We start from the raw sequence: 24,867 nt of genomic DNA, 5'->3' as shown, positions 1-24,867 counted from the left end.
TGTGGAACGTGCAAATGTAACCGGTCATTTTAACACGGAAAGAAACAGACTGTGTCTGTCTCGAATAAAGAGGATGTTATGTGATGAAAACTCTTCTGAAGAGAAGCAACTCGGTTATCTGATCTGTTTATTTATTGCGGCTTCCACTTATAATGCGTTGTGGTTATGCAATAACAATAAAAATAGCATTTCATCTCTGGGGGGAGAGCACTATGTTCGCCATGACATCTTTGTACAGGGCACGGCACGCTTTACTGCGCATTGCAATTAGACTGATCGGTACAGAAAAACCAACAACCGCTATTGGTCCTGATTCCAGTCTGCAATTATGCAAAATGATGGCAGATCTGGGTTTACGAAAAGTGATGATTGTTACCGATAAGCCTCTGGTTGAGCTCGGTATGATCGACGGAATTAAAGCGAAACTGGATGAGCTGAAGATTCAGGTTGCGGTGTTTGATGCTATCAAACCTGATCCGACTTTTGAGGTAGTGCGTGAAGGCATTACCAGAGCAAGGGATGCAAGCAGTGACGCGATTCTGGCCGTAGGCGGAGGATCTTCCATTGATGCTGCCAAAGTCATGGCCATTTCCCTGACCAATAATAAAGATCCACAGAAAATGGTGGGGATCCTTAAAGGAAGGAAGCAGGCGTTACCCCTGTTTGTTATTCCTACAACTGCCGGTACTGGCTCTGAAGCTACCGTTGCCGCTGTTATTTCCAATGATGTCAGCCATCAGAAAGAAGTCGTACTGGATCCCAAGCTGGTACCTGTTGCGGCGGCTCTGGATCCGGCTCTGATGACCAAATTGCCAAATCACATTACGGCTGCAACGGGGATGGATGCTCTGACTCATGCCATTGAGTCATATATCGGAGTATTTGCGACCGATGAAACCCGGTTTTATGGTGCGGCGGCTGCCCGAATGGTTTTTGAGAATCTGCCCAAGGCCTGCGGTGAACAGAGCGAAGACCTAGAAGTGCGAGAGCATATGGCATTGGCTTCCTATTATGCCGGGTTGGCATTTACCAAGGCTCATGTAGGTTATGTGCACGCAATTGCCCATCAGCTGGGGGGCAAATATGGCATTCCCCATGGTTTGGCAAATGCAGTTATGCTGCCATTGGTACTGGAATTTTCCAAAGATGCTGCGAGACACAAACTGGCTGAGTTAGCCCGGGTTTGCAGTATCGGCTCTTTATCCATGTCTGATGAACAGCTGGCACAGGCCTTTATCGATCATATCAAGTCACTGAATAAGCAATTGGGTATCCCTGCTACTTTGGAAAAAATCGAGCGACAGGATATTCCCCAACTTGCGACTGCAGCGCTGAAAGAAGGAAACAGCTATCCGGTTCCATGCTTTATGGATCAAAGCCAGTGTGAAGCTGTTATCGCAAGAGCAATGGTTAGCTGAATTAAAATCTGACCTGTTGATAGAACCCGGCTATACACTGCTATGGTTGGGTTTTCTTTTGCCTGAAGGTAATGTGGATGATTTTATGAAAAGGCATGAACGCGTATTTTAGCTACAGTTTTACCTGAGTTTTGAGTGAATATGTTGATATTTACATGGTAGAGTTTCTGGAGCATTCGTGATGCCGATAATAAAAATAATAAAGGAAACTCCCATCATGCTCTTCATGACGGCGTTGTATCGGACAAGATTGTTCTTTCTTCGAATTGCTCAGCAATTGCTACTGGGTGGAGAAAAACCTACGACGGTAATCGGGCCTGATTCCAGGTTGCAGTTGTGTAAGATCATGGCTGGATTCAACTTCCGTCACATTATGATTGTGACTGACAAGCCACTGCTGGAGCTTGGAATCACCCATACGATTCAGGAAAGGCTTGAGCAGCTGGATATGAAGGTTTCGATATTCAGTGGCGTCAAGCCAGATCCAACCTGTGACGTTATCAGAGAGGGTATCTTGCATGCACGACAGCATGATTGTGATGCCTTGCTTGCGGTTGGTGGCGGGTCATCGATTGATGCTGCCAAGGTGATGGCTATTTGTCTTGCCAACAACAAGGAACCACAGCAGGTTGTAGGTATCCTCAAAAGTCGGAAACAGGCACTGCCGCTATTTGTAATTCCGACAACAGCCGGAACTGGGTCAGAGACAACAGTGGGAGCCGTGCTTTCTGATGATGTTACCCATCAAAAGTCGCTGGTTATTGATCCCAAGCTGATGCCCATCGCTGCGGCTATTGATCCGGTTGTGATGCAGAAACTCCCCGCATCTGTAACTGCTGCGACCGGCATGGATGCGCTGACTCATGCGGTTGAGGCTTATATCAGTACATTCTCGACTCGAAACAGCAGGTTTTATGCCGGGGCGGCGGCAAGAATGATATTTGAAAACCTGCCCAACGCCTGTGGTGAGCAAAGTGATGATCTGGAAGTCAGGGAAAAAATGGCACTGGCGGCTTATTACGCCGGTCTGGCAATAACCAAAGCCCACGTGGGAAATGTACATGCCATTGCCCATCAATTGGGCGGAAAATATGGCATACCGCACGGGTTGGCCAATGCTGTTCTGCTCCCGCAAGTACTGGAGTTGTACCGGGTTTCAGCACGTCAGAGCCTGGCTGAACTGGCGCGTATTTCGGGGATTGGCGAATTGTCGATGTCAGATGACCAACTAGTGGACACCCTGATCAGTCATATTCGACAGTTGAATGAAAAAGTGGGCATTCCGCAAACCCTTAATCAGGTTCAGCAGCAGGATATTCCCGAGCTGGCTGATGCTGCCCTGAAGGAAGGAAATGGTTATCCCGTGCCGTCGTTTATGGAAAAGCGACAGTGTGAGTCAATTCTTGTCAAAGTGGCTGAATAATGAAATGTGAAAAGCTGGAGGCATGTTACCTCCAGCTTTTCATAAATGAACTTCAGGCGAGTTTTGCCTCTAAATGTCCGGCTTTTCTCTCAGGATGGTGGTAGATGAACCAGTAGAACCAGCCAAAGAGCAGCACGCCTTTAGCTACAGATGTGAGAGATACAACCCACCAAACACCTTCCACACCCGGAACACCAAGATCCAGTATCCCTTTGGCGACCAGCAAGGCTAGCGGGATTCGCATACCCGTTAAGATAATGCTTACCATTGTAGGAGGAATTGTTTTGCCAACGCCATAGAAGGCACCGGATGTAGATATTTCCATACACATAAACATCTGGCTGATACCAAGAATACCCAGATAGATGGCTCCCAGCTGGATGGCATCCGGTTCGGGAATAAACAGGGAAAATACTTGTTCACCAAAGAGCAAAAATACCAGCGTTACGATAGCACCTATCAGGACGCTGATAGCTACCGTGACCAGAAAGCCGGCATAAATACGGTGCCACTTGTTGGCTCCATAATTCTGTCCGGTAAATGTGCCCAAAGCGGTGGCAAATCCTTCTGCCGTCATCCAGGACACGGCCTCGATCTGGGCTCCAACACTTTGTACCGCAATGGGTAATGCTCCCCATTGGGACACAATTCGGGCAATAGCGATCGAGAAACAGGCAAACAGCGCCATATGTGAGGCTACCGGGAAGCCCAGTTTCAGAATTCGGGCTGCGATATCCTTGTTCAGATGAAAGCGGGTATCAGGTAGTTTGATTACCGAGCGTCCCTGATAGATCGCTGCAATAAACAGCACGGTAACAAATAGCTGGGACAGCACTGTTGCGATTGCGGCGCCATTGGAGCCCATCCCGGAGAAAGGACCCCAGCCAAAAATAAACAACGGATCAATAATAATATTCAGAATCAAACCAGCCGATGTCACCTTGAAAGGTAATCGACTGTTTCCTGCTCCGGTAAATACTCCGGAAAAGGTCAGATTGAGATAATAAAACGGCGCACCTATGGCAATAATCTGCAGATAGGAAGTGGCCATTTCATTAACGCTCTGTTCTTCAAGCTTGAAGAATGCTATCAGTTCGGGAGACAAAACGAAGGTTGCCACCCCGTATATGACGGCCAGTAGCAGACCTAATATCAGAGAGTTAGAGCCATAAACCGCAGCTTTATCCTGATTACCCCGGCCAATTTCCTGTGAAATGGTAATTTCGGCCCCGGTTTTGGTTGTCATCTGCAATGACATACCGAGCCAGGTAAAGAAAGTTGCTGTACCTACCGCGGCGACAGCATCGGCCCCAACCCGGCCCAACCAGATCATATCGACCATGTTGTAAGCCATCTGGACAAATGACATGCCCATAATGGGCAGTGCAAGACGAAGCAGCGATGGAACAATCGCTCCCTGAGTAAGATTTTGATTCATTAAAAAACGAGCTAAATGCCGGCCCTGTCAGTATTTTTGTATTAATAAACGTCAGCGGCATTGAGCTCCTGTGGCGCTATATTGTCAATTGCAAAACCCCGAACGAGAACCGGGGAATATGACTTTTAACATTCGCTTTTGCTGAACTCTTCAAAAAACTCATTCAGAACCTGACGTGTAAACTGGCCAATGGTGCGGTAGTTAGCTAGCGTCAGGTTGGCGAGTGATACACGTACAGATGGATGATGTACTTCAAACCCCTTGGCTGGTAACAGTACTATGCCCGTCTCTTCTGCCAGCCGGAATAAAAAGTCGGGACAGTTATGCTGAGTAACAAACCAGCGAGCAAAGTCTTCTCCATAAAGTGAGGTGGCCAGCTGCTCCAGATCCAGCAGCGTGTAATAGCCAACGTTCTCGGGGTTGTGAAGGGGTGTAATACCAATATGCTGATACAGGGTTTCGTAGCGTGACTGAATAAGTCTTTTCGCACCCTGTTTGTAGCGATTTTCACTGTCAATCAGGCAGCTGAGAGCAAACAGGGTCATTTGTAACTGTTGCGGTGATGATAAACCTGCACTGTGATGCAGTGCTACTGAGCGGCTGTCAGCCACAAGACGGTCAATAAACGAAAAGTTATCCGGCTGTTCGGTAATTGTGGAATATCTTTGTTGGAGAAGTTGCTTTTTCTCAACCGAATGACGATGAATCAAATCGTCAAAAACATTATTGTCATGCAGTGCAATGACACCCTGCCGCCAGCCGGTTGCTCCGAAGTACTTCGAAAAAGAATAAACGCAGAGCGTGTTGTAAGGGCAATGAGCCAGTAGCGAACCAAAGTTGTCTGCAAACGTTGCGTAGACATCATCAGTGACAATCATCAAGTCTGGCCGCTTGTGCTCAAGCAGGTGGCTGATTGATTGCAGGGTCTGATCGTTTATCTTTACTGATGAAGGATTACTGGGATTAACCAGACAGAACAGCTTGACTGAAGGGTCTTCCAGCTGCCTGATTGAAGCTTCCGGCATTTGCCAGCAGCACTCTTCACTTGCCTCGATATCAATCACTTCCAGTTGATAATCGTTCAATAACGGGATTTCGAGATAAGGTGTGAAAATGGGTGTTCCCAGCGCAATCTTGTCTCCCGAATCGAGCAGTCCGTTGGCTTTGAGGGACTGGAAGATATAGCTCATTGCTGCCGTACCGCCTTCGCAGGCAAATAGCCGGAAGTTATTCGTAGGGCGCTGGTCATCATAAAGCTCCTGTTTGATGTAGGCTTTGATGACAGGCTCGAACTGATGCAGCATCGAGACAGGCTCCGGGTAATAGCACCCCAGAAAAGCTGTCACCATTTCGTACAGGAACGCTTCCGGCTCCAGCCCTAGCTGATCCTTCACCAGAGAGATAGCCGCCTGGATAAATCGCATACCCTTGGCATCTTCATGGCTGTGCATGAACATCTCGAATCGCTGCAGCATCCCTTCCTTTTCCGGTAACCCTCCAAATCCCCGGTTTAGAAAAGAGTAGGAACGTTCAGCCTCTTGCAGGGCGAAGTCGCCAATTTGCAGAAAAGCCCGGCGAGGATCAGTTGCGAGAAAGTTCGGGTTACCCCGACCTGCATTCAGCATCATGCGCATGGAGCTGGAGGATGCGGCATTCAGTAATTTGTCTTTGAACTCAAACGGGCTGAGGGAGTCATATTCTTTCAAGGTATGAGCATCCATTACAGACTCCAGAAGCAGAGCAGTATGATGATGGGGCTGATATGAGAGGATATAAAAAAAGGATAGTGCATGAGAGCATCATGAGATGTTCCACAATGAGCTACACTGGCCGCTATCGCTAATTCCTCTTGTTCCTTTAATCTGGTTTTTAAACAAAAAACAGGGAATGGTCAGGGTAAGTGTATGTTAACGAATGCCGAGTTTCTTGATAGAGCCTGGTCCGAGAGTGGGCCAAAGCTGATCAGTGGTTTTTCCCGTCCGTTTTTCCACAATTTGATGGGTATACTTCATGGCTATAAGTACGATAAAAAAAGCTACGGGGGCATGATCCGTCATAGTGAAGCGGGTATGCTTTACTGCTGGTCCCGGCAGCTTCCTGCTTCAGCAACTATCGTCGAGATAGGATGTTATGGTGGCCTTTCTACCAGTTATCTGGCTGCAGGGTGTAAGGGTAAACAGGGATGCCAGATCTATTCTATTGATCCTTTCAACTCCAATCTTGAGCGACAGGCAGAGCTGACTGATAACTGTGTGTCTCTGGATAATAAGCCAGCCCGGGATTTGGTTGCTGAGAGGCTCAGTCAAAGTGGCTTTGGTGATATTGTCGAGCTGATAGAGGGATATTCACAGGATGTTGCTGCTAAATGGAGCAAACCCATTGATTTTCTATGGATTGACGGTAACCACGAACAGGCATTGCAGGACTTTAACGATTTCAAACCCTGGCTGAAAAAAGGAGCCAGGGTGGCGCTTCATGATGCTCACCCTCGTTATGGCTACCAGGAAGTTGTTCGGGATGTGGCACAAATTTTTGCCAATGATGACGAGTGGTGCGAAATGGAGCACGTCAAAAGTATCATCACCGGCATCTACAGAGGTTGATCTGCCTGTTAGCCCCGGATGCCAAGGGCTGCAGCACCGACCAGAGCGGGCACAGAGTGAGTGATGAGTGATACCGGCACATCATCCATATAGGCTCTGGCATCGCCTCTGCCCACAAATAGTCGGGCAAATGTATCTTTATCCAGCAAAGACTGCAGTTTCGGAGTAATACCGCCACCTATATAGACGCCACCAATTGCATCAAAGACCATTGCCAGATCTGCTGCGATTGTGGCCATCCACTGAAAAAATACCTCTACAGTTTTGCTGCATATCGGATCTGTTGCTGCCAGTGCATGGTTGCCCACTTCCTGTGGCGAGTAGCTTTGAGGGATTATTCCCTCGATAAGGCAAAGGGCTTTATAAACTCTTGTTAGTCCAATGCCGGAAAGTACAGTCTCTCCACATAGAAAATTCTCATCTCCTGCCTGTTGCCGAAGTATTTGCAACACATCGTGTTGTAGTGGTGTCGTCGCGGCCAGTGAAATATAACCACCTTCAGAGCTGATCGGGAGCCAGCTATGACCGGTATGTATTAAAGCAGCAGCGCCCAGTCCGGTTCCCGGGCCAAGAACAACCCGGGGGGCCAGTGGTCTATGAATACCGTGCTTTATGCAAGTTGTATCGGCTTCTTTCAGCAGTGGAAGGGCTGCTGCCAGAATAGTGAAATCATTCTCCATTCTGAGTTGATCAAATCCGAATTGCTGTTGTGTCCGACTGATTGAAATTGGCCATGGCAGGTTTGACGGTGTAATTTCGTCGCCAAAGACCGGACCGGCTACGCCAAATACAGCATTGTCAGGTAGCGTTGAGTTTTGCTCATTTTGATAGCTTTGGAGTAGTGCTTGAAAACTGGCAAAGTCTCGGGTTGGCTTGATCCAAGTATTCTCAAGCTCAACAGAGTTGTCGCGGTCAATTACAGCCAGAGCAAGACGGCTGTGAGTGCCACCAATATCACCAACGAGAACAGATGTTTTTGTTGTCACCTTTGTTGTCACTCCAGGCTTTTCCTTTAAGTCAGGATGTATTCGGGAATCGTTCAGTTGACTCCGATGGTCATTGTATTCTCAAGCCAGAATATCAATACTGCTTGCAGCCCTGTCAGGCTTTGAAGCTGCAAGCCAGACGCTTCTGTCAGTTTGGTTGATGGTAACGTGTGAAGCAATTCAACAAGAATAAATCGAGCTTGTCTTTTCACAACTGAGCAGAGGTTTTTCAGATTTGTCCTGACGGGTTCTCGAAATGCAGGGGGGGAATCTGTTGTGAATGTCATTAAGAACTTTCTGATTGTGCTCTGGCTGATACTTAAAGCGCTGATCAGCATGATCCTGAAACCGGCCCGACACCCGGAACGTAGCTGGAAAGCAGAATATGTTTGTCGATTGATGCGCAATATTTTTGAGCAGGCTTCGGTAAGTGGACTGCCCTGGCTGAGAAAGTTAATGGATGCCCAGGCGAAAACGGTTTCTGAAGCTGACGGAGTTTTCATCTACGACGATATTCTGGGTGGTGTTCCTGTCCATGGCTGTCGGCCGCTGCAGATTGAGCAGCCCAAAAGAGTACTTGTTTACCTGCACGGCGGTGGCTATGTTTTTGGCTCGGTAAAAGTTTACCATCAACTAATGGCTCAACTGGCTCGAGAGATGAAGGCGCTGGTTATCGGTGTTGAGTATCGTTTGGGGCCGGAGCATAAATTCCCCGCTGCCAATGATGACTGTCTCGCCGCGACGTTAGCAGTTCTAGAGCAGTATGAGCCACGCACTGTGACTATTGCAGGAGATTCTGCGGGTGGTGCGTTAACGTTGGCTACTGCAGTGGCATTAAAAGAAAATGGCCATCCCATGCCTGCAGCCTGTGCTGTGATGGCTCCATGGAGTGAACCGAGAGATCTCTCCGGCAGCATGAAGAGTCACCTGCCTTATGACATCTTTCCGCTTGAGCTGTTTCAGATGCCAGATGCTCAGTGTTATGTGACTCAGGCTCTGGAAAATCACCCCAGAGTGAACATCAGTCAGGCTAATCTGACTGGGCTGCCGCCGTTGTATATTCAGACGGGCAGTGTCGAGTTGTTTTATGACCAGAATAAAAGATTGGAAAAGCAGGCCCGGGAAGCTGGTGTTGATGTGACACAGGATGTTTATGAAGGCATGTTTCATGTCTTCCAGCTTTTCCCGGACTGGCTGATTCCTCAAAGTTCCATGGCATTGAATAAGTTAGGGCAGTTTCTCTATTCACATACACCGGAATTACCGGATGATGCCAGCAAGGCTGCATAGCCCGCCTTATAGTCCGGATAACGGAACTGATAGCCAGTCTGCTTTAGCAGGTTGTTTTGGCAACGTTTACTGCCTCGACTGGATTGTTGGCGTTCAGTAATTTCGGTATTCAGCTGCCGGGTTAGCCACTGCATAACTTCATGTAGAGGCGCCGGGCAGTCATCTACACCGATATAGCAGCTGTCCAGCGAGTGACCTGCCATATCTTGCTGGATCAGATGTCTGAGCACACCTGCGCAATCATCCCGGTGGATTCGGTTACTCCAGCTGACAGGCGTATCCGCATATCCTTTTCCTGCCAGCGCCTGACGCATCATACGTTGTCGCCCCGGGCCATAGATGCCGCCAAACCTTACTGCGGTTGATGGTATAGCGCTTTGTCGCAGCAAGTTTTCTGCCTCCAGCATGATTGTACCGCTGAAGCTTTCGGGCTGGGTTGGACTGGTTTCATCGACCCATTCGCCGCCGGACTGGTGATAAACACCGGTACTTGAAGTAAAGAACATGCGTTTGGGCTGTTGTGTGCCTTCTGCTGTCCAGTCCAGTACATGCTGTAAACCGGTGACATAAGCTTGCTGATAGGCCTCGGGAGAATGGCCATTCGCCGCGGCACAGTACACCAGATAATCTATTCTGTCGGGCCAGTCCACAGGCTTGTGAGGTGATGACAAATCGGCTTTCACCGGAATAACGCCGGCTGGCAACGCTTCGATATTTCGTCGCAATCCCCAGACTTTGACTTTATCAGCCAACAAAATACGTGCCAGTTCACAACCCACATCGCCACATCCGGCAATAACAACCCTGATTTCATTATGCTCTGTCATTGCACTGCTCCGGCATCGCGCTAAGATAGCGCTAAGTGTAATAGATTTTTTTAATCACTACTCCAACTGGACTTGGGCTTGTTAATCATTACAAGCCATCAATGAGTTTAACCACCACCTATGACCCTGACTGAACTGCGTTACATTATTGCCCTTGCCCGGGAACAGCATTTTGGCCGTGCGGCAGAGCGTTGCTTTGTCAGCCAGCCGACCCTGAGTGTCGGGGTGAAGAAGCTGGAAGATGAACTGGGAGTGGCGATTTTTGAGCGATCGAAGTCTGCGGTCAGGGTAACGCCGGTTGGAGAGCAGATTATTGAACAGGCTCAGAAAGTGCTGGAAGAAGCCAGCACTATTAAAACGCTTTCCAGTGCCGGACAGGATCAGTTAGCAACGCCGCTGCGGGTCGGTGCCATTTATACCATCGGGCCCTACCTGTTCCCGTATATGATTCCCCAGCTGCAGAAAGCGGCGCCGACCATGCCGCTGTATATCGAGGAAAATTACACCTCGGTATTGCGGCAAAAACTACGGATGGGTGAGCTGGATGCGATTATTGTTGCGCTGCCGTTTAATGAAGCCGATGTTGTAACTCAGTCGCTTTATGATGAGCCTTTCACTGTTTTGCTGCCGGCAGAACATGAATGGGCATCCCGGCAAACAATCGATGTCAATGATTTAACAAACGACAATTTGTTGTTGTTAGGTGAAGGACACTGCTTCAGGGATCAGATTCTGGACGCCTGCCCGGCCTTGCGTTCCGGCAAGGATCAGCGCCCTAATGACAAGCAGACCACCATTGAAGCCAGCTCGCTGGAAACAATCCGGCACATGGTCGCTTCCGGTATGGGGATTTCAGTACTGCCCATGTCGGCTTCTCACCAGCACCATTACTCGCCGCGGGTACTGGTTACCCGGCCATTCAGTTCTCCGGGGCCACAGCGAACAGTGGCACTAGCCTGGCGCGCCAGCTTCCCCCGTCACAAGGCGATTGATGTACTGTCTGATGCCATTCGACTTTGTTCGGTGGCGCACTGACGATGCAGACACTGGCTGATACTCCGGTAACCGAACTGAAAGGCGTGGGTGCAAGCCTGGCAGACAAGCTGGCTCGTATTGGCATTCACAGTATTCAGGATCTGTTGTTTCATTTGCCCCTGCGCTATCAAGACCGAACCCGTATTACGCCGCTGGGTGGGTTGCCGCTGGAACAGGATGTAGTTATTCAGGGGACAATTGTTGCTTCGGATATTGTTCAGGGTCGCCGGCGCAGTCTGTTATGCAGGATCCGGGATGATACTGGCAGTGCCAGCCTGCGGTTTTATCATTTCAATGCTTCTCAACGAAACAGTCTGAAGCCCGGAACTGAAGTTCGTTGCTTTGGCGAACCTCGCCGAGGCTCCAGTGGGCTGGAGTTTTACCATCCTGAATTCAGAGTGATCCAGCCTGATCAGACAGACAATATCGAAGAGACCCTGACACCGGTCTATCCTGCGACAGAAGGGCTGACCCAGATGCGGTTGCGCAGCCTGTGTCTGCAGGCGCTGAAATTTATGAATCGGCCGGATGCACTGCAAGAGTTGCTGCCCTTTGGCATTCTGGCCCGGTTGCAGATGATGCCGCTGGCTGATGCTGTCCGCTTTCTGCACCAACCACCACCTCAAACCGAAGTGGAAGAATTGCTGGAAGGTTGTCACCCGGCGCAGCAACGACTGGCATTTGAAGAGCTGCTGGCCCATCACCTGAGTCTGCAGAAGCTGCGTAACAAGGTGCGGCAGGAAGGCGGCTATGCTCTGAAGCCCGGACATGATCTATCAAACAAGTTTCTAGAGGGACTGGGTTTTACCCTGACAGGTGCCCAGGCCCGGGTATGCGATGAAATCCGGGAAGATATGCAGCAGCCGGTGCCGATGCTGCGACTGGTTCAGGGGGATGTAGGCTCTGGCAAGACGGTTGTTGCCGCAATGGCGGCATTACAGGCGGTGGAAAATGGCTATCAGGCTGCACTGATGGCACCAACTGAAATACTGGCTGAACAGCACTTCAAAAACTTTGGTGCCTGGCTGAAGCCGTTAGGTGTAACGCTGGCCTGGCTGACGGGAAAAACCAAGGGAAAGAAACGTACCGAAGAATTACAGCGTATCGAGACTGGAGAAGCGCAGGTTGTCATTGGCACCCATGCCCTGTTTCAGGATGATGTCATGTTCAACAAGCTGGGTGTTGTTATCGTCGATGAACAACACCGGTTTGGTGTTCACCAGCGACTTGCTCTGCGACAAAAGGGTGAAAATCAGGGTGCCCGGCCACACCAGCTGATTATGACGGCAACACCGATTCCCCGAACCCTTGCCATGAGCGCCTATGCAGATCTCGACTGCTCCATTATCAATGAGCTGCCTCCGGGTCGAACACCTGTAAATACGGTTGTTATGGGCGATGATCGTCGTCCGGAAGTTATTCAGCGGGTGCGGGCAGCCTGTCTGGAGGGTCGTCAGGCGTATTGGGTTTGCACCCTGATTGAAGAATCTGAAGCTTTGCAGTGTCAGGCCGCAGAAGTTACGGCAGAAGAGTTACAAAAATCATTACCGGATCTGTCCATTGGGTTGATCCATGGTCGTATGAAACCGACAGAAAAAGCCGAGGTGATGGCGGCATTTAAATCCGGTGAATTACATCTGTTAGTGGCAACCACGGTAATAGAAGTCGGTGTTGATGTACCCAATGCCAGCCTGATGATTATTGAAAACCCTGAGCGACTGGGACTGGCCCAGTTGCACCAGTTGCGGGGACGTGTTGGCCGGGGCTCGATTGCCAGCCACTGTGTGCTGATGTATCACGCGCCATTGTCCCAGCAGAGCCGTGAAAGACTGAAAGTGATGCGAGACTCCAGTGACGGTTTTGTCATTGCTGAAAAAGATATGGAGTTGCGTGGCCCGGGTGAAGTGCTGGGAACCCGACAAACCGGCCTGATGCAGATGAAAGTTGCTGATTTGCAGCGGGACCAAGGGCTGCTGGATACAGTCCGGATAGCTGCCGCAGAGTTACAACAACAGGCACCGGGGCATATCGAAGCGATTATCAGTCGTTGGCTGGTAGAAGGTGATCGCTATCTTGATGTCTGATTAAGCGTTTTTTCGGGGTTTGTTCGATTTTGTTCGTTATCGTACGGTGACTGACGCTACATCTACTTATTCCGGTTTTAGTCGTTATATGCGATTAATATCCGCCACAATTTTGGCCTTTCATTTATATCGTGTTGGTATGGTCTGCATTAAGGCCGTCAGCAGAGATGCCGCTTACCAATAACAGCCACTGACGGTGGGATAAAACAGCGGTGCTTTCACAGGGCAGCACAGAGGGAAAGTGGCAATGATAAAAAAAAGACAGTCAGTTTTAGTGTCGGCCGGATTGCTGTTAGCGGGACTCGCCCTGAGCACAACAGGTCAGGCCGTGAATAACGGCAAGGTTGCCTCCTGGCAATATACCGTTTTTGGTAAAGGTGATTTTCGCCAGCACGTCGCTTCGATTTCTACTGGTATGGGAACAGAACTCGCTATTTTCTGCACCGAAACCAGCCAGTGGCCAGCTTTGATGCTGTATTCTCCCAACGCTAATTTCAGACAGGAACGTGCCGGTATTATTCGTCTGAGTGTGGGTAGCAAGCGTTCCGAGCTGACTGCGCGCTACAAGAACTACACCGCATTTAGCCCGGATGTAACGGCAGAATTGATGGATCAGCTGAAACAGGGCAACTATGTTTCTATCGTGCGGGAGCTACCCGGTGGCAAAACCCGAACCCTGCGGATGCCGCTGAAGCGTTCATCCATGGCGCTGAATGCACTGGCATCACACTGCAACATGTAATCAGGCTTCGATAACCTCCCAGTCATCCGGGAGGCCGTTGCTACCCGTCTTCTGCAGTTTAACTGGTTGACTCGCAAACCGGGGAGGCGGTGTTGAAAATGCCCGCCCCAGTATAATGTCATTTAGTCGTGCACTGACCAGTTCATCCTTGCCGGAAAAACGCATTTCATACGCTTTCACATACTCGTGGATATAGTTCTGACTGATATCCTTGAGCTTTTCTATGTGCTCGGTTCCTTTGGCGAAATCAGCTTCGGATTTCATATGGTTGCCTGAATCCAGCAGTTTCAGAAACCGGTAGGGGTGAGCAACAAAACCAGAATTCAGGGTGATTGCAGCAATGATCGGGCAGGGAATAACGGCCTTTTGAAACCACTCTGAGAAGATCTGGTGGTTATATATCATGGAACGTGAAGACTCGCGGATTTTCCAGTCCTCGGCAGCTTCCTTAAGCACTTTTTTGACAAAGTACTTCTGAATCATACCTTCCACAAAACTGACGATTGCCTGCAGCACGGTTTTTAACACACTGACAATAGAGCCCATCATTCCTGCGAGATCGCCTGAAGCAGTCAACCCGACCATGGTTGTTTCTATCGCTACATCGGTAACGCCACCGGCTGTTCTGGCAAGAGAATGCCGAGCCATGGCATTGGCAATGATTGACGGGTGTCCGCCGAGTAATTCAACTTCATAGCCGCTCCATAGCTGGGAAAAGAAGGTATAAGCACCTGATATAGCCCGGCGGGTAGCCTGGTAGATGGCACTTGCTGATTTAACGTAGCCCCAGCCCGGAATCATCCCAACCAGCTTGCCTGCCAGTGCACCCAGCACTGCTGGTGATATAGAGCGCAGTTTTTCAGCTACTGTACTGCTGAATCGGCCAAAAACTGAAGCCAGTTTGTCCAGTATTCTGACAAAAAATGAAGAGACTTCAGCATTCAACTTGTGAGCCATACTGCCTACTGCTGAACCCGCACTGGCCAAAGCCTGCCCGAAACTCGTGCCGATAACCGGTGTTTTGGTCACGATGGCTGACGACAAAGTTGTTATATCTTCAAAAAAAACAGTATTGCCAAAAATGCCTGATAACAGTGATGAGGCGAGAGAGACTTGTTTGGGGTAAGGAACAAACTCGGAATTGGCCAGAAAATACAGTGTGCCCTGCCGGGCATCTGCCATTTCTGCCAGTTGGACACCTATTGCGTTGGAGTGTGTTTTTCCAAACAGGGCATCGCGAATGCTGTCCAGAATTTCCGGCATGGTAAATTCTACAGTTGTTGAGATAAGACTGGCTTCTCAGTCTAGCTAACAATCTCTGAATTGAAGGCAAATGCTATTTAATTGGTCGATGATTCAACAGGGGGGACATCCGTACTGCTAAAAGACCTGTTGACACTACGCCTTTTTCTGCCAGCCATGGAAGCAGCTGTATAGTCCTGAGACTGCACTATTGCATCATATCCGCCCTGCTGATCTTCCATTAAGCTCATGAGCTTAAGCATCGCCGGGTCCAGTTTGGGGCCAGCTTTTGCAATAGAGAGCATGCTTTCCAGCATCGGTAGTACACCACCTTCAGCAGTCTGAGCCAGTCTCAACTGACAGCTACCTTCCAGAAGACTGTAAGTAATAGTGTTTGTTCTGGGTACAGCACTGCAGGCCCAGGCTTTATTTATCCAACCGGGGAGTATTTCTGTGATACCCAGGGCAGCAATGCGGTCTCGTAACAACTTCATTTGTCCGCGAGTACACTTGTCAAAGGACTTCAGTGCTTCACCGCGGAGATCTAGCTTCATCATAGGCAGATCGCCCTCGCTGTCGCCACAGATGCATATCACATTGTTATCAGGTGGAGAAATTAAACCGGTTTCCTGTAGTTTCATCAGGATCCACTGAGCGGCATAACCTTTGTTTATGGCAAGGTTTTGGACAGGAAAAGACCTTTCATTTTCCCTTGCTGCTGGCCATACCAGTAAACTGCTCTCGGGTAGTAAATCATCAGGAATTAATGGTCTGGGGAAAACAGGTCCTTGGAGTTGTCTGATAAGGAAGAGTTGAGAGTATGTTGCTGGCGTTATCGGGCTTACAGGAAATTTTTCCCGCTCCCAAAACTGGTGAAGTACATCAAGCTGCTCTTCATCAGCGGTAATCCACTGCTCGACTGTTGAATTATAGAATGCGGGGTCTATCCGTTCATTTACCCTGCTACCAACCTGAATAAAACTGCCACTTCCTGTAATCAGTATATGGGGTTTTGGGATTAGAGCCCGTGTTCCATCTCGCTGCCTGAGAACAAGCCACTCATCAGGTTTTCCAACAAAGGGAAGACTCTTGGGACTTTCATTCAAATCGATACCTAAATTTGCGAACTGCCTTACATAATTCTCGATATAGCTAGACTTTATGTTTGATTTTTTTATTGTTTCATCAGCTCTTGCTTGAATACCCTGATCTGATGAAACAGGTACATAGGGTCGGGCTGTATTGAAGATTACATAACAATTAAGCTGGTTACAGATTAACTGTAGAAACTGGATGTAAAAGAAGTGTTGATAAGTTCCCCCGGGAACCAAGTCACATGATTTGATTAGTTCTTTGTCATCGCTCTGAAAAAATGTGCCGTCTATATCTGCTATGAAGATCATGCATTGCACTGAGCTTAGATACTCGCTCCATTCAGCCATTAACTGGGTTATACGCTCTAGTGTTGGGTCTGCTGAAGTTTTCAGAGAGCAACACAAAACTAGAGCCATAAAAAGAGTTTTCTTTTGGATTGAATACTTTTTCATTTTTCTAATCCAATAGAGAAATGAAAAAGCATAGATATGATTTTGGAATTTGCTAAATAGCACTGTGGGCTTCAGATAACATCGCCCACAGCGTTTGGTAAAAATGTCTTATTAATTTGTAGTATTAATTGTTATGCGGGTTTAGCCATTTTCGACCCAGGCTTCTATTTCAGGCTCCAGATAAGCATGCTCCATAATTTCAGCCGCCCAGGGGTAGTGCTCTGAAAGCTGTCGCAGCATCCGGACAGCAGTAACCTGTGCTGCAGGTACCTGGCTCCATACCGCCTTGCCCAGACAGCGCCAGTGATCCGGCTCTATACGTTTCGGGTGTTCCAGTTGGGTATGGCAGGTTTCACATAGTTTCAGGCAGTGTTCGATTTCCGGCTCTGCCGGAACTGGTGCTACTTCCCAGGTTGCCAGTGATACGCCGGCAGCTTCGCACAGCTCGCACTTAGAGCTGGCGCGACGGGCCAGGTCTTTGCCCAATCTGTTCAGTGCATCCAGCCGTTCCCGGTGTTTCTGCAGCCCTTTCGCCATTGTGATTACCTCGTTTCAACGCTTGATAAATGTGTTCTGTCAATTGGGGTAGGCCATCGCCTTCTCAAGGCGTCGGGCCAGGAAAGAGAAGATCAGCACAATAATCAGGTATTCGAGCACAAGGAAAGAGTAAATCTCCATTGCCCGGTACTCATTGATCTGCAGCTCATTGGCGCGACGGGTCAGTTCCTGTACCCCGATAACTGAAGCCAGTGAAGACATCTTCAGCATATAAACAAACTGATTGCCCAGTGGTGGCAGAACCTGACGAATAGCCTGCGGCAGAATAACCTTCTGCATGGTGCGCCAGCGCGACAAACCCAGCGCTTTTGCAGCTTCAGCCTGCCCTTTGTGGATGGATTGAATACCGCCCCGGAATATTTCTGCATGAAATGCGCTTTCACACAGTGCCAGTGCCAGCAAAGCTGCAGCAAATGCAGACATTTCGATACCCAGTACAACCGGTAGGCCGTAATAGATCCACAGCAGCATAACCAGCACCGGAATGGCGCGAAAGACTTCTACATAAAAACGATTGACGATCCTGATGCTACGTTTTTCTGATAATCCGGGCAGGGCAATCAAAAAGCCAATAGTCATAGCCAGAATAAAGGCACTGATACTAAGAGACAGTGTCCAGATAAAGCCGCTGGCCAGAAACTTGAGATTAATCTGGCCATTGTCAGTGAGTGGTGACAGGATATGCCAGCCCCAGGTGTAAGCGTCATCAGCTCCGGAACACCCGGACAACAGTAGCCCCAAAAAAATAACCGGCCAAAACTTCAGGCGCACAGTTCGCTTCCTTGTTTGTGATTCTCTCGCGAAGCATAACGGTTAGAACGTATTAATACGACGACCAGTACTTTTTATAAAAGTAGTTATATGCCCATAACGACCTGCACGTTGACCTGATTCTGCCTTATAACAGAAGATGGCGTCTGAAACACAACATATAACAGGTTTTCAGATGCGACGTATCATAGCCTCATTTTTGATGCTGGTTTTTACCTTGGGGGCTCAGGCGGGCGATAAATCCCGTCTGGATGAAATTCTTGAGCGGGGCGAACTGCGTGTAGGTACTACCGGTGACTGGGATCCGATGAGTGTTCGTAATCCGGTTACCAACGAATATCAGGGTTTTGATATTGATCTGGCCAAAGCGCTGGCCAAAGATATGGGAGTAAAAGTCACTTTTGTTCCGGCTGACTGGAAGACGCTGGTAAACGGTGTTGTTGCTGGAAAATATGATATGACCGGCAGTGCTTCTATCAATATGAGCCGTGCCCGGGTTGCTGGCTATTCAGATCCCTATTTTACCCTGGGAACTGTACCGGTTACGTTGAAATCCAAAGCGAAGAAATACGCCAGCTGGGATGATCTGAATAAGGCTGAAGTACGTGTAGCGGTAACGCTGGGAACTGTGTTTGAAGCTGAAGCCAAGTCTGGATTGCCCAAGGCTAAACTGAAAACAGTTGAAGCGCCGGCCAGAGACTTTCAGGAAGTTCTCTCCCGTCGGGCTGATGTTGCTCTGACTTCAACGCTGGAAGCGGCCAAACTGGTTAAGAAATATCCACAACTGGCAATACTTTCATTTGAACCGCGTCAGGCCAAGCATCTGGCATTGTTGCTGCCGCAGGAAGATCAGGTGTGGATTAATTATATCAACCACTGGATCCGCTATCGTCAGGCTCAGGGATTGTTCAGGGCACTGGAAACGAAGTGGATTAAAGAGTCAGCAAATTAAAAGCTTTGGTGAAATGAGAGTGGCTTTGGTAGCCACTCTCATATGTACCTGGAATAACACAGGAGCACGAAATCAAATTCTTCAGGACTGCTTCAGGGTTTCTACAAACTCCCGGCTCTGATCAATAGAAACCTGCATTTCCCGAATCAGTCTTTCAATATCGGCTTTGATATTGCCAAACTCGCCCTTCAGTGCCGCAATCGCACTGGCATTCAGATTATGCTTCAGATACAGCACCTGATCCTGAAATGCATCCAGAACCGGCTGCATACGGGACTCGGAGCGCTCCAGAGTGCTCAGCATCTGACGGTAGTGACGGCGAGTCTTTTTCAGTTTGCGCAGGCTGTCCTGTTTCAGTGCACTGCTTTTGTACAGTCTTGTTTCTTCTTCCCACTCGTCAAACAGGGCTTCGGACACATCCTTTATTTCCGCTATACGGTTACGGACGTCTTCTGCAACAGCAGTGCTGCTTTCGTACTCGTCGTTCAGTTCGTTATACGCATCTTCCAGATCGCCACCGTCGAAATTAACGACACTACGGAAGCGTTCCAGCGCTGATTTGAACTGCTCCTGAGCCTCTTCCTGAGCTTCCTGAGTATCCTCAATACGATCTACCAGAATATCACGCTTGTGGATACCTACCTTTTCCATTGCGCTGTAGTAAGCGCTTTCGCAACCGGTCAGCAGCAGTGCAACCAGAGCTATACAGGAGAGAGCAGAGTACTTGCGGGTTCGCATATTCAGTTGTCCTGGTCTTTAAATACTTCTTTTTGATGAATCTTTTTCTATGGCGTCAATCAGGTTTTTGTTGCGCTTGTCGGCCAGATGAGTGTGGACGATAAACAGGGCATGGACGACACCGGGAATCCAGCCAAGCAATGTCAGAATCAGGTTCAGCAAAGCCTGAAAGGGCTTGCCACAGAGCAGGGCTGCAACAGGGGGCAGAATAATAGCAAGAAAATAGCGCATGAATCTTCCTTGGCTCCAGTTATTTTTGTATTACCCGAAGGGACTATGTTATTCCTCTAGAGAGCGTTGCTCAATGAGCTGTTTTTACTGGCTTCTGAATATAACGGACATTCCAATAAGACAAGCTCGTTCAAAATTCCAGCTTTGGGCGCGCGGTCATTCCATTAGCTGCCATACTGGGTGTTTTAGACTCTGTTGCTATATGCAGACAGGGCTCATAGATAAGTTGTCACACATAAAGGTTAATTTTTTCACTTAATATGTTGATGGCCCAGTATCTTCCTGGCCAAACATCTCAATGGATAGTGCCTATGAAACGTATCCCGGAGCCTTTTCGCATCAAAATGGTCGAACCGATTCATATGACCACCCGAAGTTACCGGGAAAAAGCCCTGGAGGATGCCGGCTTTAATCCCTTCCTGCTAAAAAGTGATGATGTTTTTATCGACCTGTTGAGTGATTCCGGCACCGGAGCGATGAGTGATAACCAGTGGGCCGGATTGATGCGAGGGGATGAAGCCTATGCCGGTGGCAGAAATTATTATCGACTGGCAGAAACCATAGAAGAACTCTTTGGCTACAAGTATACGACACCTACCCATCAGGGCCGGGGTGCCGAGCAGATTTTGTTTCCCTGTCTGGCTGAGCGCACAGAGAGCAAAACGCCGGTTTTTATTTCCAACTATCACTTTGACACCACCGCTGCCCATGTAGAACTGTGTGGAGGTAAACCGGTTAACCTGCCGGTATCTGAAGCTTTGGATACCACTACCCCCTATCCCTGGAAAGGCAATATCGACATTGCCGAAATGCAGCGAACGATTGAGGAGCATGGCAGCAAGAATATTGCAGCCCTGATTCTGACTGTGACCAATAACAGTGCTGGCGGCCAGCCGGTATCCATGGCTAATATCCGTGAAGCCAGCCAGTATGCCCGTGACAGAAATATCCCGGTGGTGCTGGATGCAGCCAGATTCTGTGAAAATGCCTGGTTTATTCGGGAACGGGAAGAAGGCTACAGCAACAAAAGCATTCGGGAAATTATTCAGGAAATGTTCAGCTATGGTGATATGTTCACCATGTCGGCCAAAAAGGATGCGCTGGTAAATATTGGCGGACTTTGCTGTATCAAGGAAGATGAGTCGATCTATCGCTCGGTGTGTGAGCGTTGTGTCCCGATGGAGGGCTTTGTGACTTACGGTGGCCTTGCCGGACGGGATATGGAGGCTTTAACGCTGGGTCTGCATGAAGCCATGGATGATGACTATCTGAATTATCGCATCGGCCAGGTTGCCTATCTGGGTGAGCGGTTAAGAGAGAGTGGTATACCGATTCAGTATCCTACAGGTGGGCATGCTGTTTTCATTGATGCGGCCAAAATGTTGCCACATATAGAGCCCAGATGTTTCCCGGGACATGCGCTGGCCAATGAGATTTATCTGGAAGGTGGTATCCGTGGTGTGGAGATCGGTTCACTGATGCTGGGTAGAGATCCGGATACCGGAGAACAGAAGGCATCTCCCTTTGAGATGTTGCGTCTGACAATTCCCCGCCGAACCTACACCAACGATCATATGGACTTTGTGGCTGAAACGCTGATTGAGCTGAATGATCGTGCAGAAACAATCAAAGGCGTCACCTTTACCTACGAGCCGCATGTGCTGCGCCACTTTACTGCCCGTTTTAAAGCGGTTGCCTGAAAGCAAGTGGGGATCAGGAAGGCATTGAGATCAAAGCAGAGAAGGGGAGGATGATTCCGGAGCCTGTGGAATCATCCCTTATTCGATCAGGAGCGAATTTTTTCCGCCCAGCGACTTAATGTTGCCTGCATGCGCGCCAGAGTAACCGGCTTATCAAGAAAATCATCCATACCTGCATCGGTACAGGCCTGCTGGTCCGACTGCATGGCATTGGCTGTAAACGCAATGATCGGTATTTTAGACAGGTCGCTGTCCATCGCCCGAATACGACGGGTTGCTTCATAGCCGTCAACTTCAGGCATCATGCAATCCATCAGTATCAGGTCAAACTGGTCTTCTCCGGACTGAAGCTTTTCAATCGCTTCGGCACCATTGTTCGCTACCTTGGTGGTACAGCCAAGCTTGGACAGCAACTTGGTGGCAACCATCTGATTGACCGGGTTATCTTCAGCCACCAAAATCCGCAGGCCAATGGATTCGGTACTGGCCGGTGCAGTCGAGTTCATATTTTCAGGCTCCTCCTTGAGACCGTTCAGTGCGTTTACCACCTGTTCGCCCAGCATTTTTTCTGTGAAGGGACGCAGCATAAACCGGGTGGCACCACTCTTTTCACAATGTTCGTTGTCACCGGGCTCCGGGAAGTTACAAATCAAGAGCGTTGGAGCCTTCTCGTTCCGGGTATTGCTCAGTGATGTCTGGAAGGCCTGAAGTTCCTCCCGTGCCCCTTCACCCATAGTGTCCGTCTGCCAGATAAAGAGGTCAGCATCGGAATCGAGGTCAGGTACATCCTGAATTTCCACGGTGTCAAAACCCAGCATACCAAGCTGTTGTTTCAATAATCTACTCCAGCGTGGCTTGCCGGTCAGCGCGATGGTCTTGCCGGATTGCTCTTCGCTGACTGAAGGTAAGGTTTCTGTACTGTCAGGCGCTGGTGATACAGGGAGCTGCAGAGTGAATGTCGAACCCTTGTCTGCTTCACTTGTTACGGTCAATTCGCCACCCATCAGGCGTGCCAGTTTACGCGAGATACTCAGCCCCAGCCCGGTACCACCAAACTTTCGGTTCACAGACACATCAGCCTGCATGAACTCGTCAAAAATGGTGTCCAGCTTGTCTTCGGGGATACCCACACCCGTGTCTCGAACATGCAGGAACAAGTAGTTATCAGCGCTGAAACGGGCTTCGAGCAGGATATGACCCTCGTGGGTAAATTTGACCGCATTGCTCAGCAGGTTCAGCAGAATTTGGCGGATTCGGCCGGAGTCTCCGATGATCTCTGCAGGACAGCTGCGATCAATGCAAAGTTGAAGCGGCAGGCTTTGCTGACTGGCGCGAGGATAGATAATGGCAACAATCTGTTCGAGCAGGTCCATCAGGTTGAAGGAGTGGTGCTCAACCTCGATTCTTCCGGCCTCAATCTTGGAAAAGTCGAGTACATCGTTAACGATTGCCAGCAGAGAGTGTGCAGAAGTCTGAACCGTTGAGAGTAGCGATTTTTGCTCTCCTGTTAATGATGTCTCAGCCATCATTTCCGAAGTCGCAATAATGCCATTCATCGGTGTCCGGATTTCATGGCTCATATTGGCAACGAAGCGGCTTTTCAGTTCATTGGCGGCTTCGGCTTTGGTTCGTGCCTGCTCCAGTTCATAAGTCCGCTCTTTTACCTTCTGGTTTACTCTCAAGGTTTGTCCGGTTACCAGCAGCAGACAGGCTGAAATACCTGTAGTCAGCAGCAGGGCTGTAACCAGGAACATCCAGGGAGGCCCAGTCAGGCGGTCGGCAACCAGCACATCATCGGGGATCATCAACAGTTGCCACTGACGCTGCCCCGCAGTAAGTGAGTAACTCTGCAGCAGTGGGTGACCGGTGAAGATATCCTGAGTCATATCAGGATCTTCCGGCACCTGTGCCAGCATAATTGGCTGGGCACTGCGGGTGGAGTCAACCAGCATCATTCGAGTATGGCGGGGCATACTGTGACCAAACATGGCCAGAATCATCGGTCTGATCTTAAGTACTGCAGAAACCAATCCCCTGAAGTTTGATATCGGGCTGTCAGGAGTATCGCGGGTGAATACCGGCAGAAAGGCAAGGAACGCAGTACTATTGTCTTCGAACAGGTTCAGTGGCTCGGTGAATACCAGTTTGCCGGTCTGATGGGATTGAGTGATGGCTCTTTCACGTTTCGGCTCAGAGCTCATATCAAAGCCAAATGTCTGGCGGTTCTTGCCATAGGGCTCTACGTATTTAACCGGAAAGTAAACAGGTCTCTCTGCGGCTCTTTCCAGTGCACCCGAGCGGTTCTGCTCGACAATAATCATCGGGGTGCTGTCTTCATTGCCTTCAGCAGATTCAAAGTCATCCCGCTCATCAGCCTTGATTCTGGGAATCCACTCCAGTGCCTGAATTTCCGGATTTAGCTGCAGGAAGTGGCGGGTAAAATCCCGGAACTCACTTTTGGATACATCGGGAGTCGCTGTGAACAGACTGCGAAGCGCCTGCAGCGGCTCGGCAATATCACGAAGGCCACCACGCACCAGATAATAAATGTCATCAGTTTTCTGTCTGAAGTACTGGCGGGCTTCATGGAGTGCATACTGATTCACCGACCAACTTAGCATCAGGCTGACTATCAGCATCACGGTCCAGACACTCAGGGTCAGCGGAATCTTGAAAACGATATTAGGTTTGCCATCACTACCGAGAAAACGCCATAACGGCAGCAACAGTGCTGAGCTGAGGGCATCACCGGTGAACTTGTCCAGCAGTAGATCCTGAATCTCATGGGTTGGAACTTCCAGATTGCTGACATAAAGCAGTGGTCCGGTAATCAGTACGCCAATCAGGGATGGTGCAAACAGCAGAATACCCAGTGCCTTGAGCAGGGATGCCGGCTCTATCAGTGGGTTGGGAAATCCCACTACCCTTCGCAGGATAAATGCTGTCAGCACCGCCTGAATGCACAGAATGGCGGCAAAAGCCGAACTGTACAGTAGGTCTGAAACATTGGGCGGCAATGCCATGAAATAGTGGCTGGCCAGCCAGTTAAACAGCCAACCGCCCAATAGTACCGGCAGCATCTGGATATAGCCGAATCTCAGCAATGCCAGAATGGCAATACCGAGTCCCGGATTTATCTGGGCCAGCTGCTGCTGGGGAATGTAGGAAACCGAAAGTGTCAGCATACCGCTGGCTACCATCAGAATGATAATCAGCAGGCTGGTTAAAAGCCGGTTTATACCGGGCTTTGGAGCAGTATCGTTGTCTTGCATTGGATGGCGC

Annotated in this window: 20 protein-coding genes; 9 read left to right on the top strand and 11 right to left on the bottom strand. The window is 49.3% G+C overall.

Annotated elements, in window-relative coordinates:
• Positions 1-152 precede the first annotated feature (152 nt).
• Positions 153-1,418: an iron-containing alcohol dehydrogenase gene (locus ACYZZ0_RS18795; RefSeq protein WP_461538195.1), complete on the top strand. Its 1,266-nt coding sequence runs from the start codon at positions 153-155 to the stop codon at positions 1,416-1,418.
• A gap of 217 nt (positions 1,419-1,635) precedes the next feature.
• Positions 1,636-2,841 (top strand): iron-containing alcohol dehydrogenase, encoded by a 1,206-nt coding sequence (locus ACYZZ0_RS18790; RefSeq protein WP_461538194.1) that lies wholly within the window; start codon positions 1,636-1,638, stop codon positions 2,839-2,841.
• 52 nt (positions 2,842-2,893) lie between these two features.
• On the opposite strand, the gene ACYZZ0_RS18785 is transcribed toward ACYZZ0_RS18790, so the two are convergent.
• Together ACYZZ0_RS18785 and ACYZZ0_RS18780 are read right to left on the bottom strand one after the other, a co-directional pair.
• A complete protein-coding gene (locus ACYZZ0_RS18785; RefSeq protein ID WP_461538193.1) occupies positions 2,894-4,279 on the bottom strand; it encodes an MATE family efflux transporter in 1,386 nt (461 codons plus the stop codon).
• 125 nt (positions 4,280-4,404) lie between these two features.
• A complete protein-coding gene (locus ACYZZ0_RS18780) occupies positions 4,405-6,000 on the bottom strand; it encodes a bifunctional aspartate transaminase/aspartate 4-decarboxylase (protein ID WP_461538192.1) in 1,596 nt (531 codons plus the stop codon).
• Between the two features lie 183 nt (positions 6,001-6,183).
• Here ACYZZ0_RS18780 and ACYZZ0_RS18775 point away from each other — a divergent pair, with 183 nt between their 5' ends.
• Complete coding sequence (locus ACYZZ0_RS18775) at positions 6,184-6,882, top strand: class I SAM-dependent methyltransferase (protein ID WP_461538191.1); 699 nt, start codon at positions 6,184-6,186, stop codon at positions 6,880-6,882.
• Between the two features lie 8 nt (positions 6,883-6,890).
• Here ACYZZ0_RS18775 and ACYZZ0_RS18770 read toward each other — a convergent pair whose 3' ends face one another.
• Positions 6,891-7,868, bottom strand: a complete 978-nt coding sequence (locus ACYZZ0_RS18770; protein WP_461538190.1) for a glucokinase — start codon at positions 7,866-7,868, stop codon at positions 6,891-6,893.
• A 276-nt stretch (positions 7,869-8,144) separates the two neighbouring features.
• On the opposite strand from ACYZZ0_RS18770, the gene ACYZZ0_RS18765 reads away from it, so the two are divergent.
• Positions 8,145-9,158, top strand: coding sequence for an alpha/beta hydrolase (locus ACYZZ0_RS18765; RefSeq protein WP_461538189.1), 1,014 nt, complete (start codon positions 8,145-8,147; stop codon positions 9,156-9,158).
• Here ACYZZ0_RS18765 and ACYZZ0_RS18760 read toward each other — a convergent pair.
• Positions 9,110-9,985 (bottom strand): SDR family oxidoreductase, encoded by an 876-nt coding sequence (locus ACYZZ0_RS18760; protein ID WP_461538188.1) that lies wholly within the window; start codon positions 9,983-9,985, stop codon positions 9,110-9,112. The genes ACYZZ0_RS18765 and ACYZZ0_RS18760 overlap by 49 nt on opposite strands.
• Positions 9,986-10,105: 120 nt before the next feature.
• Here ACYZZ0_RS18760 and ACYZZ0_RS18755 point away from each other — a divergent pair, with 120 nt between their 5' ends.
• From ACYZZ0_RS18755 to ACYZZ0_RS18745, 3 genes are all read left to right on the top strand, one after another.
• Positions 10,106-11,020 carry a LysR substrate-binding domain-containing protein gene (locus tag ACYZZ0_RS18755; RefSeq protein ID WP_461538187.1) on the top strand — a complete coding sequence of 305 codons (915 nt, stop codon included), beginning with the start codon at positions 10,106-10,108 and terminating at the stop codon, positions 11,018-11,020.
• Positions 11,021-11,022: 2 nt separating this feature from the next.
• On the top strand, positions 11,023-13,104 hold the full coding sequence (gene recG, locus ACYZZ0_RS18750) for an ATP-dependent DNA helicase RecG (protein ID WP_461538186.1): 2,082 nt from the start codon (positions 11,023-11,025) through the stop codon (positions 13,102-13,104).
• A 247-nt stretch (positions 13,105-13,351) separates the two neighbouring features.
• On the top strand, positions 13,352-13,846 hold the full coding sequence (locus ACYZZ0_RS18745) for a hypothetical protein (protein ID WP_461538185.1): 495 nt from the start codon (positions 13,352-13,354) through the stop codon (positions 13,844-13,846).
• On the opposite strand, the gene ACYZZ0_RS18740 is transcribed toward ACYZZ0_RS18745, so the two are convergent.
• From ACYZZ0_RS18740 to ACYZZ0_RS18725, 4 genes are all read right to left on the bottom strand, one after another.
• On the bottom strand, positions 13,847-15,109 hold the full coding sequence (locus tag ACYZZ0_RS18740) for a hypothetical protein (protein WP_461538184.1): 1,263 nt from the start codon (positions 15,107-15,109) through the stop codon (positions 13,847-13,849).
• A 77-nt stretch (positions 15,110-15,186) separates the two neighbouring features.
• Positions 15,187-16,635: a hypothetical protein gene (locus ACYZZ0_RS18735; protein ID WP_461538183.1), complete on the bottom strand. Its 1,449-nt coding sequence runs from the start codon at positions 16,633-16,635 to the stop codon at positions 15,187-15,189.
• A 141-nt stretch (positions 16,636-16,776) separates the two neighbouring features.
• Positions 16,777-17,172, bottom strand: a complete 396-nt coding sequence (locus ACYZZ0_RS18730) for a phnA protein (RefSeq protein WP_461538182.1) — start codon at positions 17,170-17,172, stop codon at positions 16,777-16,779.
• A gap of 39 nt (positions 17,173-17,211) precedes the next feature.
• On the bottom strand, positions 17,212-17,964 hold the full coding sequence (locus ACYZZ0_RS18725) for an amino acid ABC transporter permease (protein WP_461538181.1): 753 nt from the start codon (positions 17,962-17,964) through the stop codon (positions 17,212-17,214).
• 175 nt (positions 17,965-18,139) lie between these two features.
• Between ACYZZ0_RS18725 and ACYZZ0_RS18720 the strand changes: the two genes are divergently transcribed.
• Positions 18,140-18,916, top strand: a complete 777-nt coding sequence (locus ACYZZ0_RS18720) for a transporter substrate-binding domain-containing protein (protein ID WP_461538180.1) — start codon at positions 18,140-18,142, stop codon at positions 18,914-18,916.
• Positions 18,917-18,997: 81 nt separating this feature from the next.
• Here the strand turns inward: ACYZZ0_RS18720 and ACYZZ0_RS18715 are convergent, their stop codons facing one another.
• Positions 18,998-19,654 carry a DUF2959 domain-containing protein gene (locus tag ACYZZ0_RS18715; protein ID WP_461538179.1) on the bottom strand — a complete coding sequence of 219 codons (657 nt, stop codon included), beginning with the start codon at positions 19,652-19,654 and terminating at the stop codon, positions 18,998-19,000.
• 18 nt (positions 19,655-19,672) lie between these two features.
• Positions 19,673-19,885: a YqaE/Pmp3 family membrane protein gene (locus ACYZZ0_RS18710; RefSeq protein ID WP_461538178.1), complete on the bottom strand. Its 213-nt coding sequence runs from the start codon at positions 19,883-19,885 to the stop codon at positions 19,673-19,675.
• Between the two features lie 311 nt (positions 19,886-20,196).
• Between ACYZZ0_RS18710 and ACYZZ0_RS18705 the strand changes: the two genes are divergently transcribed.
• On the top strand, positions 20,197-21,585 hold the full coding sequence (locus ACYZZ0_RS18705) for a tryptophanase (RefSeq protein ID WP_461538177.1): 1,389 nt from the start codon (positions 20,197-20,199) through the stop codon (positions 21,583-21,585).
• A gap of 86 nt (positions 21,586-21,671) precedes the next feature.
• On the opposite strand, the gene ACYZZ0_RS18700 is transcribed toward ACYZZ0_RS18705, so the two are convergent.
• Positions 21,672-24,857: a CHASE domain-containing protein gene (locus tag ACYZZ0_RS18700; protein WP_461538176.1), complete on the bottom strand. Its 3,186-nt coding sequence runs from the start codon at positions 24,855-24,857 to the stop codon at positions 21,672-21,674.
• Positions 24,858-24,867 lie beyond the last annotated feature (10 nt).

The sequence above is a fragment of the Spongorhabdus nitratireducens genome, assembly GCA_947387575.1.
In the GTDB taxonomy this organism is placed as follows: Bacteria; Pseudomonadota; Gammaproteobacteria; order Pseudomonadales; family Endozoicomonadaceae; genus CANDOC01.
This window is presented reverse-complemented; position numbering and strand designations above follow the sequence as displayed.

Excerpts from the sequence above, each read along its gene's own strand:
- ACYZZ0_RS18705 (WP_461538177.1), top strand. The coding sequence starts at position 20,197 with ATGAAACGTATCCCGGAGCCTTTTCGCATCAAAATGGTCGAACCGATT.
- ACYZZ0_RS18760 (WP_461538188.1), bottom strand. The coding sequence starts at position 9,985 with ATGACAGAGCATAATGAAATCAGGGTTGTTATTGCCGGATGTGGCGAT.
- ACYZZ0_RS18795 (WP_461538195.1), top strand. The coding sequence starts at position 153 with ATGCGTTGTGGTTATGCAATAACAATAAAAATAGCATTTCATCTCTGG.
- ACYZZ0_RS18745 (WP_461538185.1), top strand. The coding sequence starts at position 13,352 with ATGATAAAAAAAAGACAGTCAGTTTTAGTGTCGGCCGGATTGCTGTTA.
- ACYZZ0_RS18715 (WP_461538179.1), bottom strand. The coding sequence starts at position 19,654 with ATGCGAACCCGCAAGTACTCTGCTCTCTCCTGTATAGCTCTGGTTGCA.
- ACYZZ0_RS18735 (WP_461538183.1), bottom strand. The coding sequence starts at position 16,635 with ATGAAAAAGTATTCAATCCAAAAGAAAACTCTTTTTATGGCTCTAGTT.
- ACYZZ0_RS18790 (WP_461538194.1), top strand. The coding sequence starts at position 1,636 with ATGCTCTTCATGACGGCGTTGTATCGGACAAGATTGTTCTTTCTTCGA.
- ACYZZ0_RS18780 (WP_461538192.1), bottom strand. The coding sequence starts at position 6,000 with ATGGATGCTCATACCTTGAAAGAATATGACTCCCTCAGCCCGTTTGAG.
- ACYZZ0_RS18720 (WP_461538180.1), top strand. The coding sequence starts at position 18,140 with ATGCGACGTATCATAGCCTCATTTTTGATGCTGGTTTTTACCTTGGGG.
- ACYZZ0_RS18785 (WP_461538193.1), bottom strand. The coding sequence starts at position 4,279 with ATGAATCAAAATCTTACTCAGGGAGCGATTGTTCCATCGCTGCTTCGT.
- ACYZZ0_RS18730 (WP_461538182.1), bottom strand. The coding sequence starts at position 17,172 with ATGGCGAAAGGGCTGCAGAAACACCGGGAACGGCTGGATGCACTGAAC.
- ACYZZ0_RS18740 (WP_461538184.1), bottom strand. The coding sequence starts at position 15,109 with ATGCCGGAAATTCTGGACAGCATTCGCGATGCCCTGTTTGGAAAAACA.
- ACYZZ0_RS18710 (WP_461538178.1), bottom strand. The coding sequence starts at position 19,885 with ATGCGCTATTTTCTTGCTATTATTCTGCCCCCTGTTGCAGCCCTGCTC.
- ACYZZ0_RS18775 (WP_461538191.1), top strand. The coding sequence starts at position 6,184 with ATGTTAACGAATGCCGAGTTTCTTGATAGAGCCTGGTCCGAGAGTGGG.
- ACYZZ0_RS18700 (WP_461538176.1), bottom strand. The coding sequence starts at position 24,857 with ATGCAAGACAACGATACTGCTCCAAAGCCCGGTATAAACCGGCTTTTA.
- recG (WP_461538186.1), top strand. The coding sequence starts at position 11,023 with ATGCAGACACTGGCTGATACTCCGGTAACCGAACTGAAAGGCGTGGGT.
- ACYZZ0_RS18755 (WP_461538187.1), top strand. The coding sequence starts at position 10,106 with ATGACCCTGACTGAACTGCGTTACATTATTGCCCTTGCCCGGGAACAG.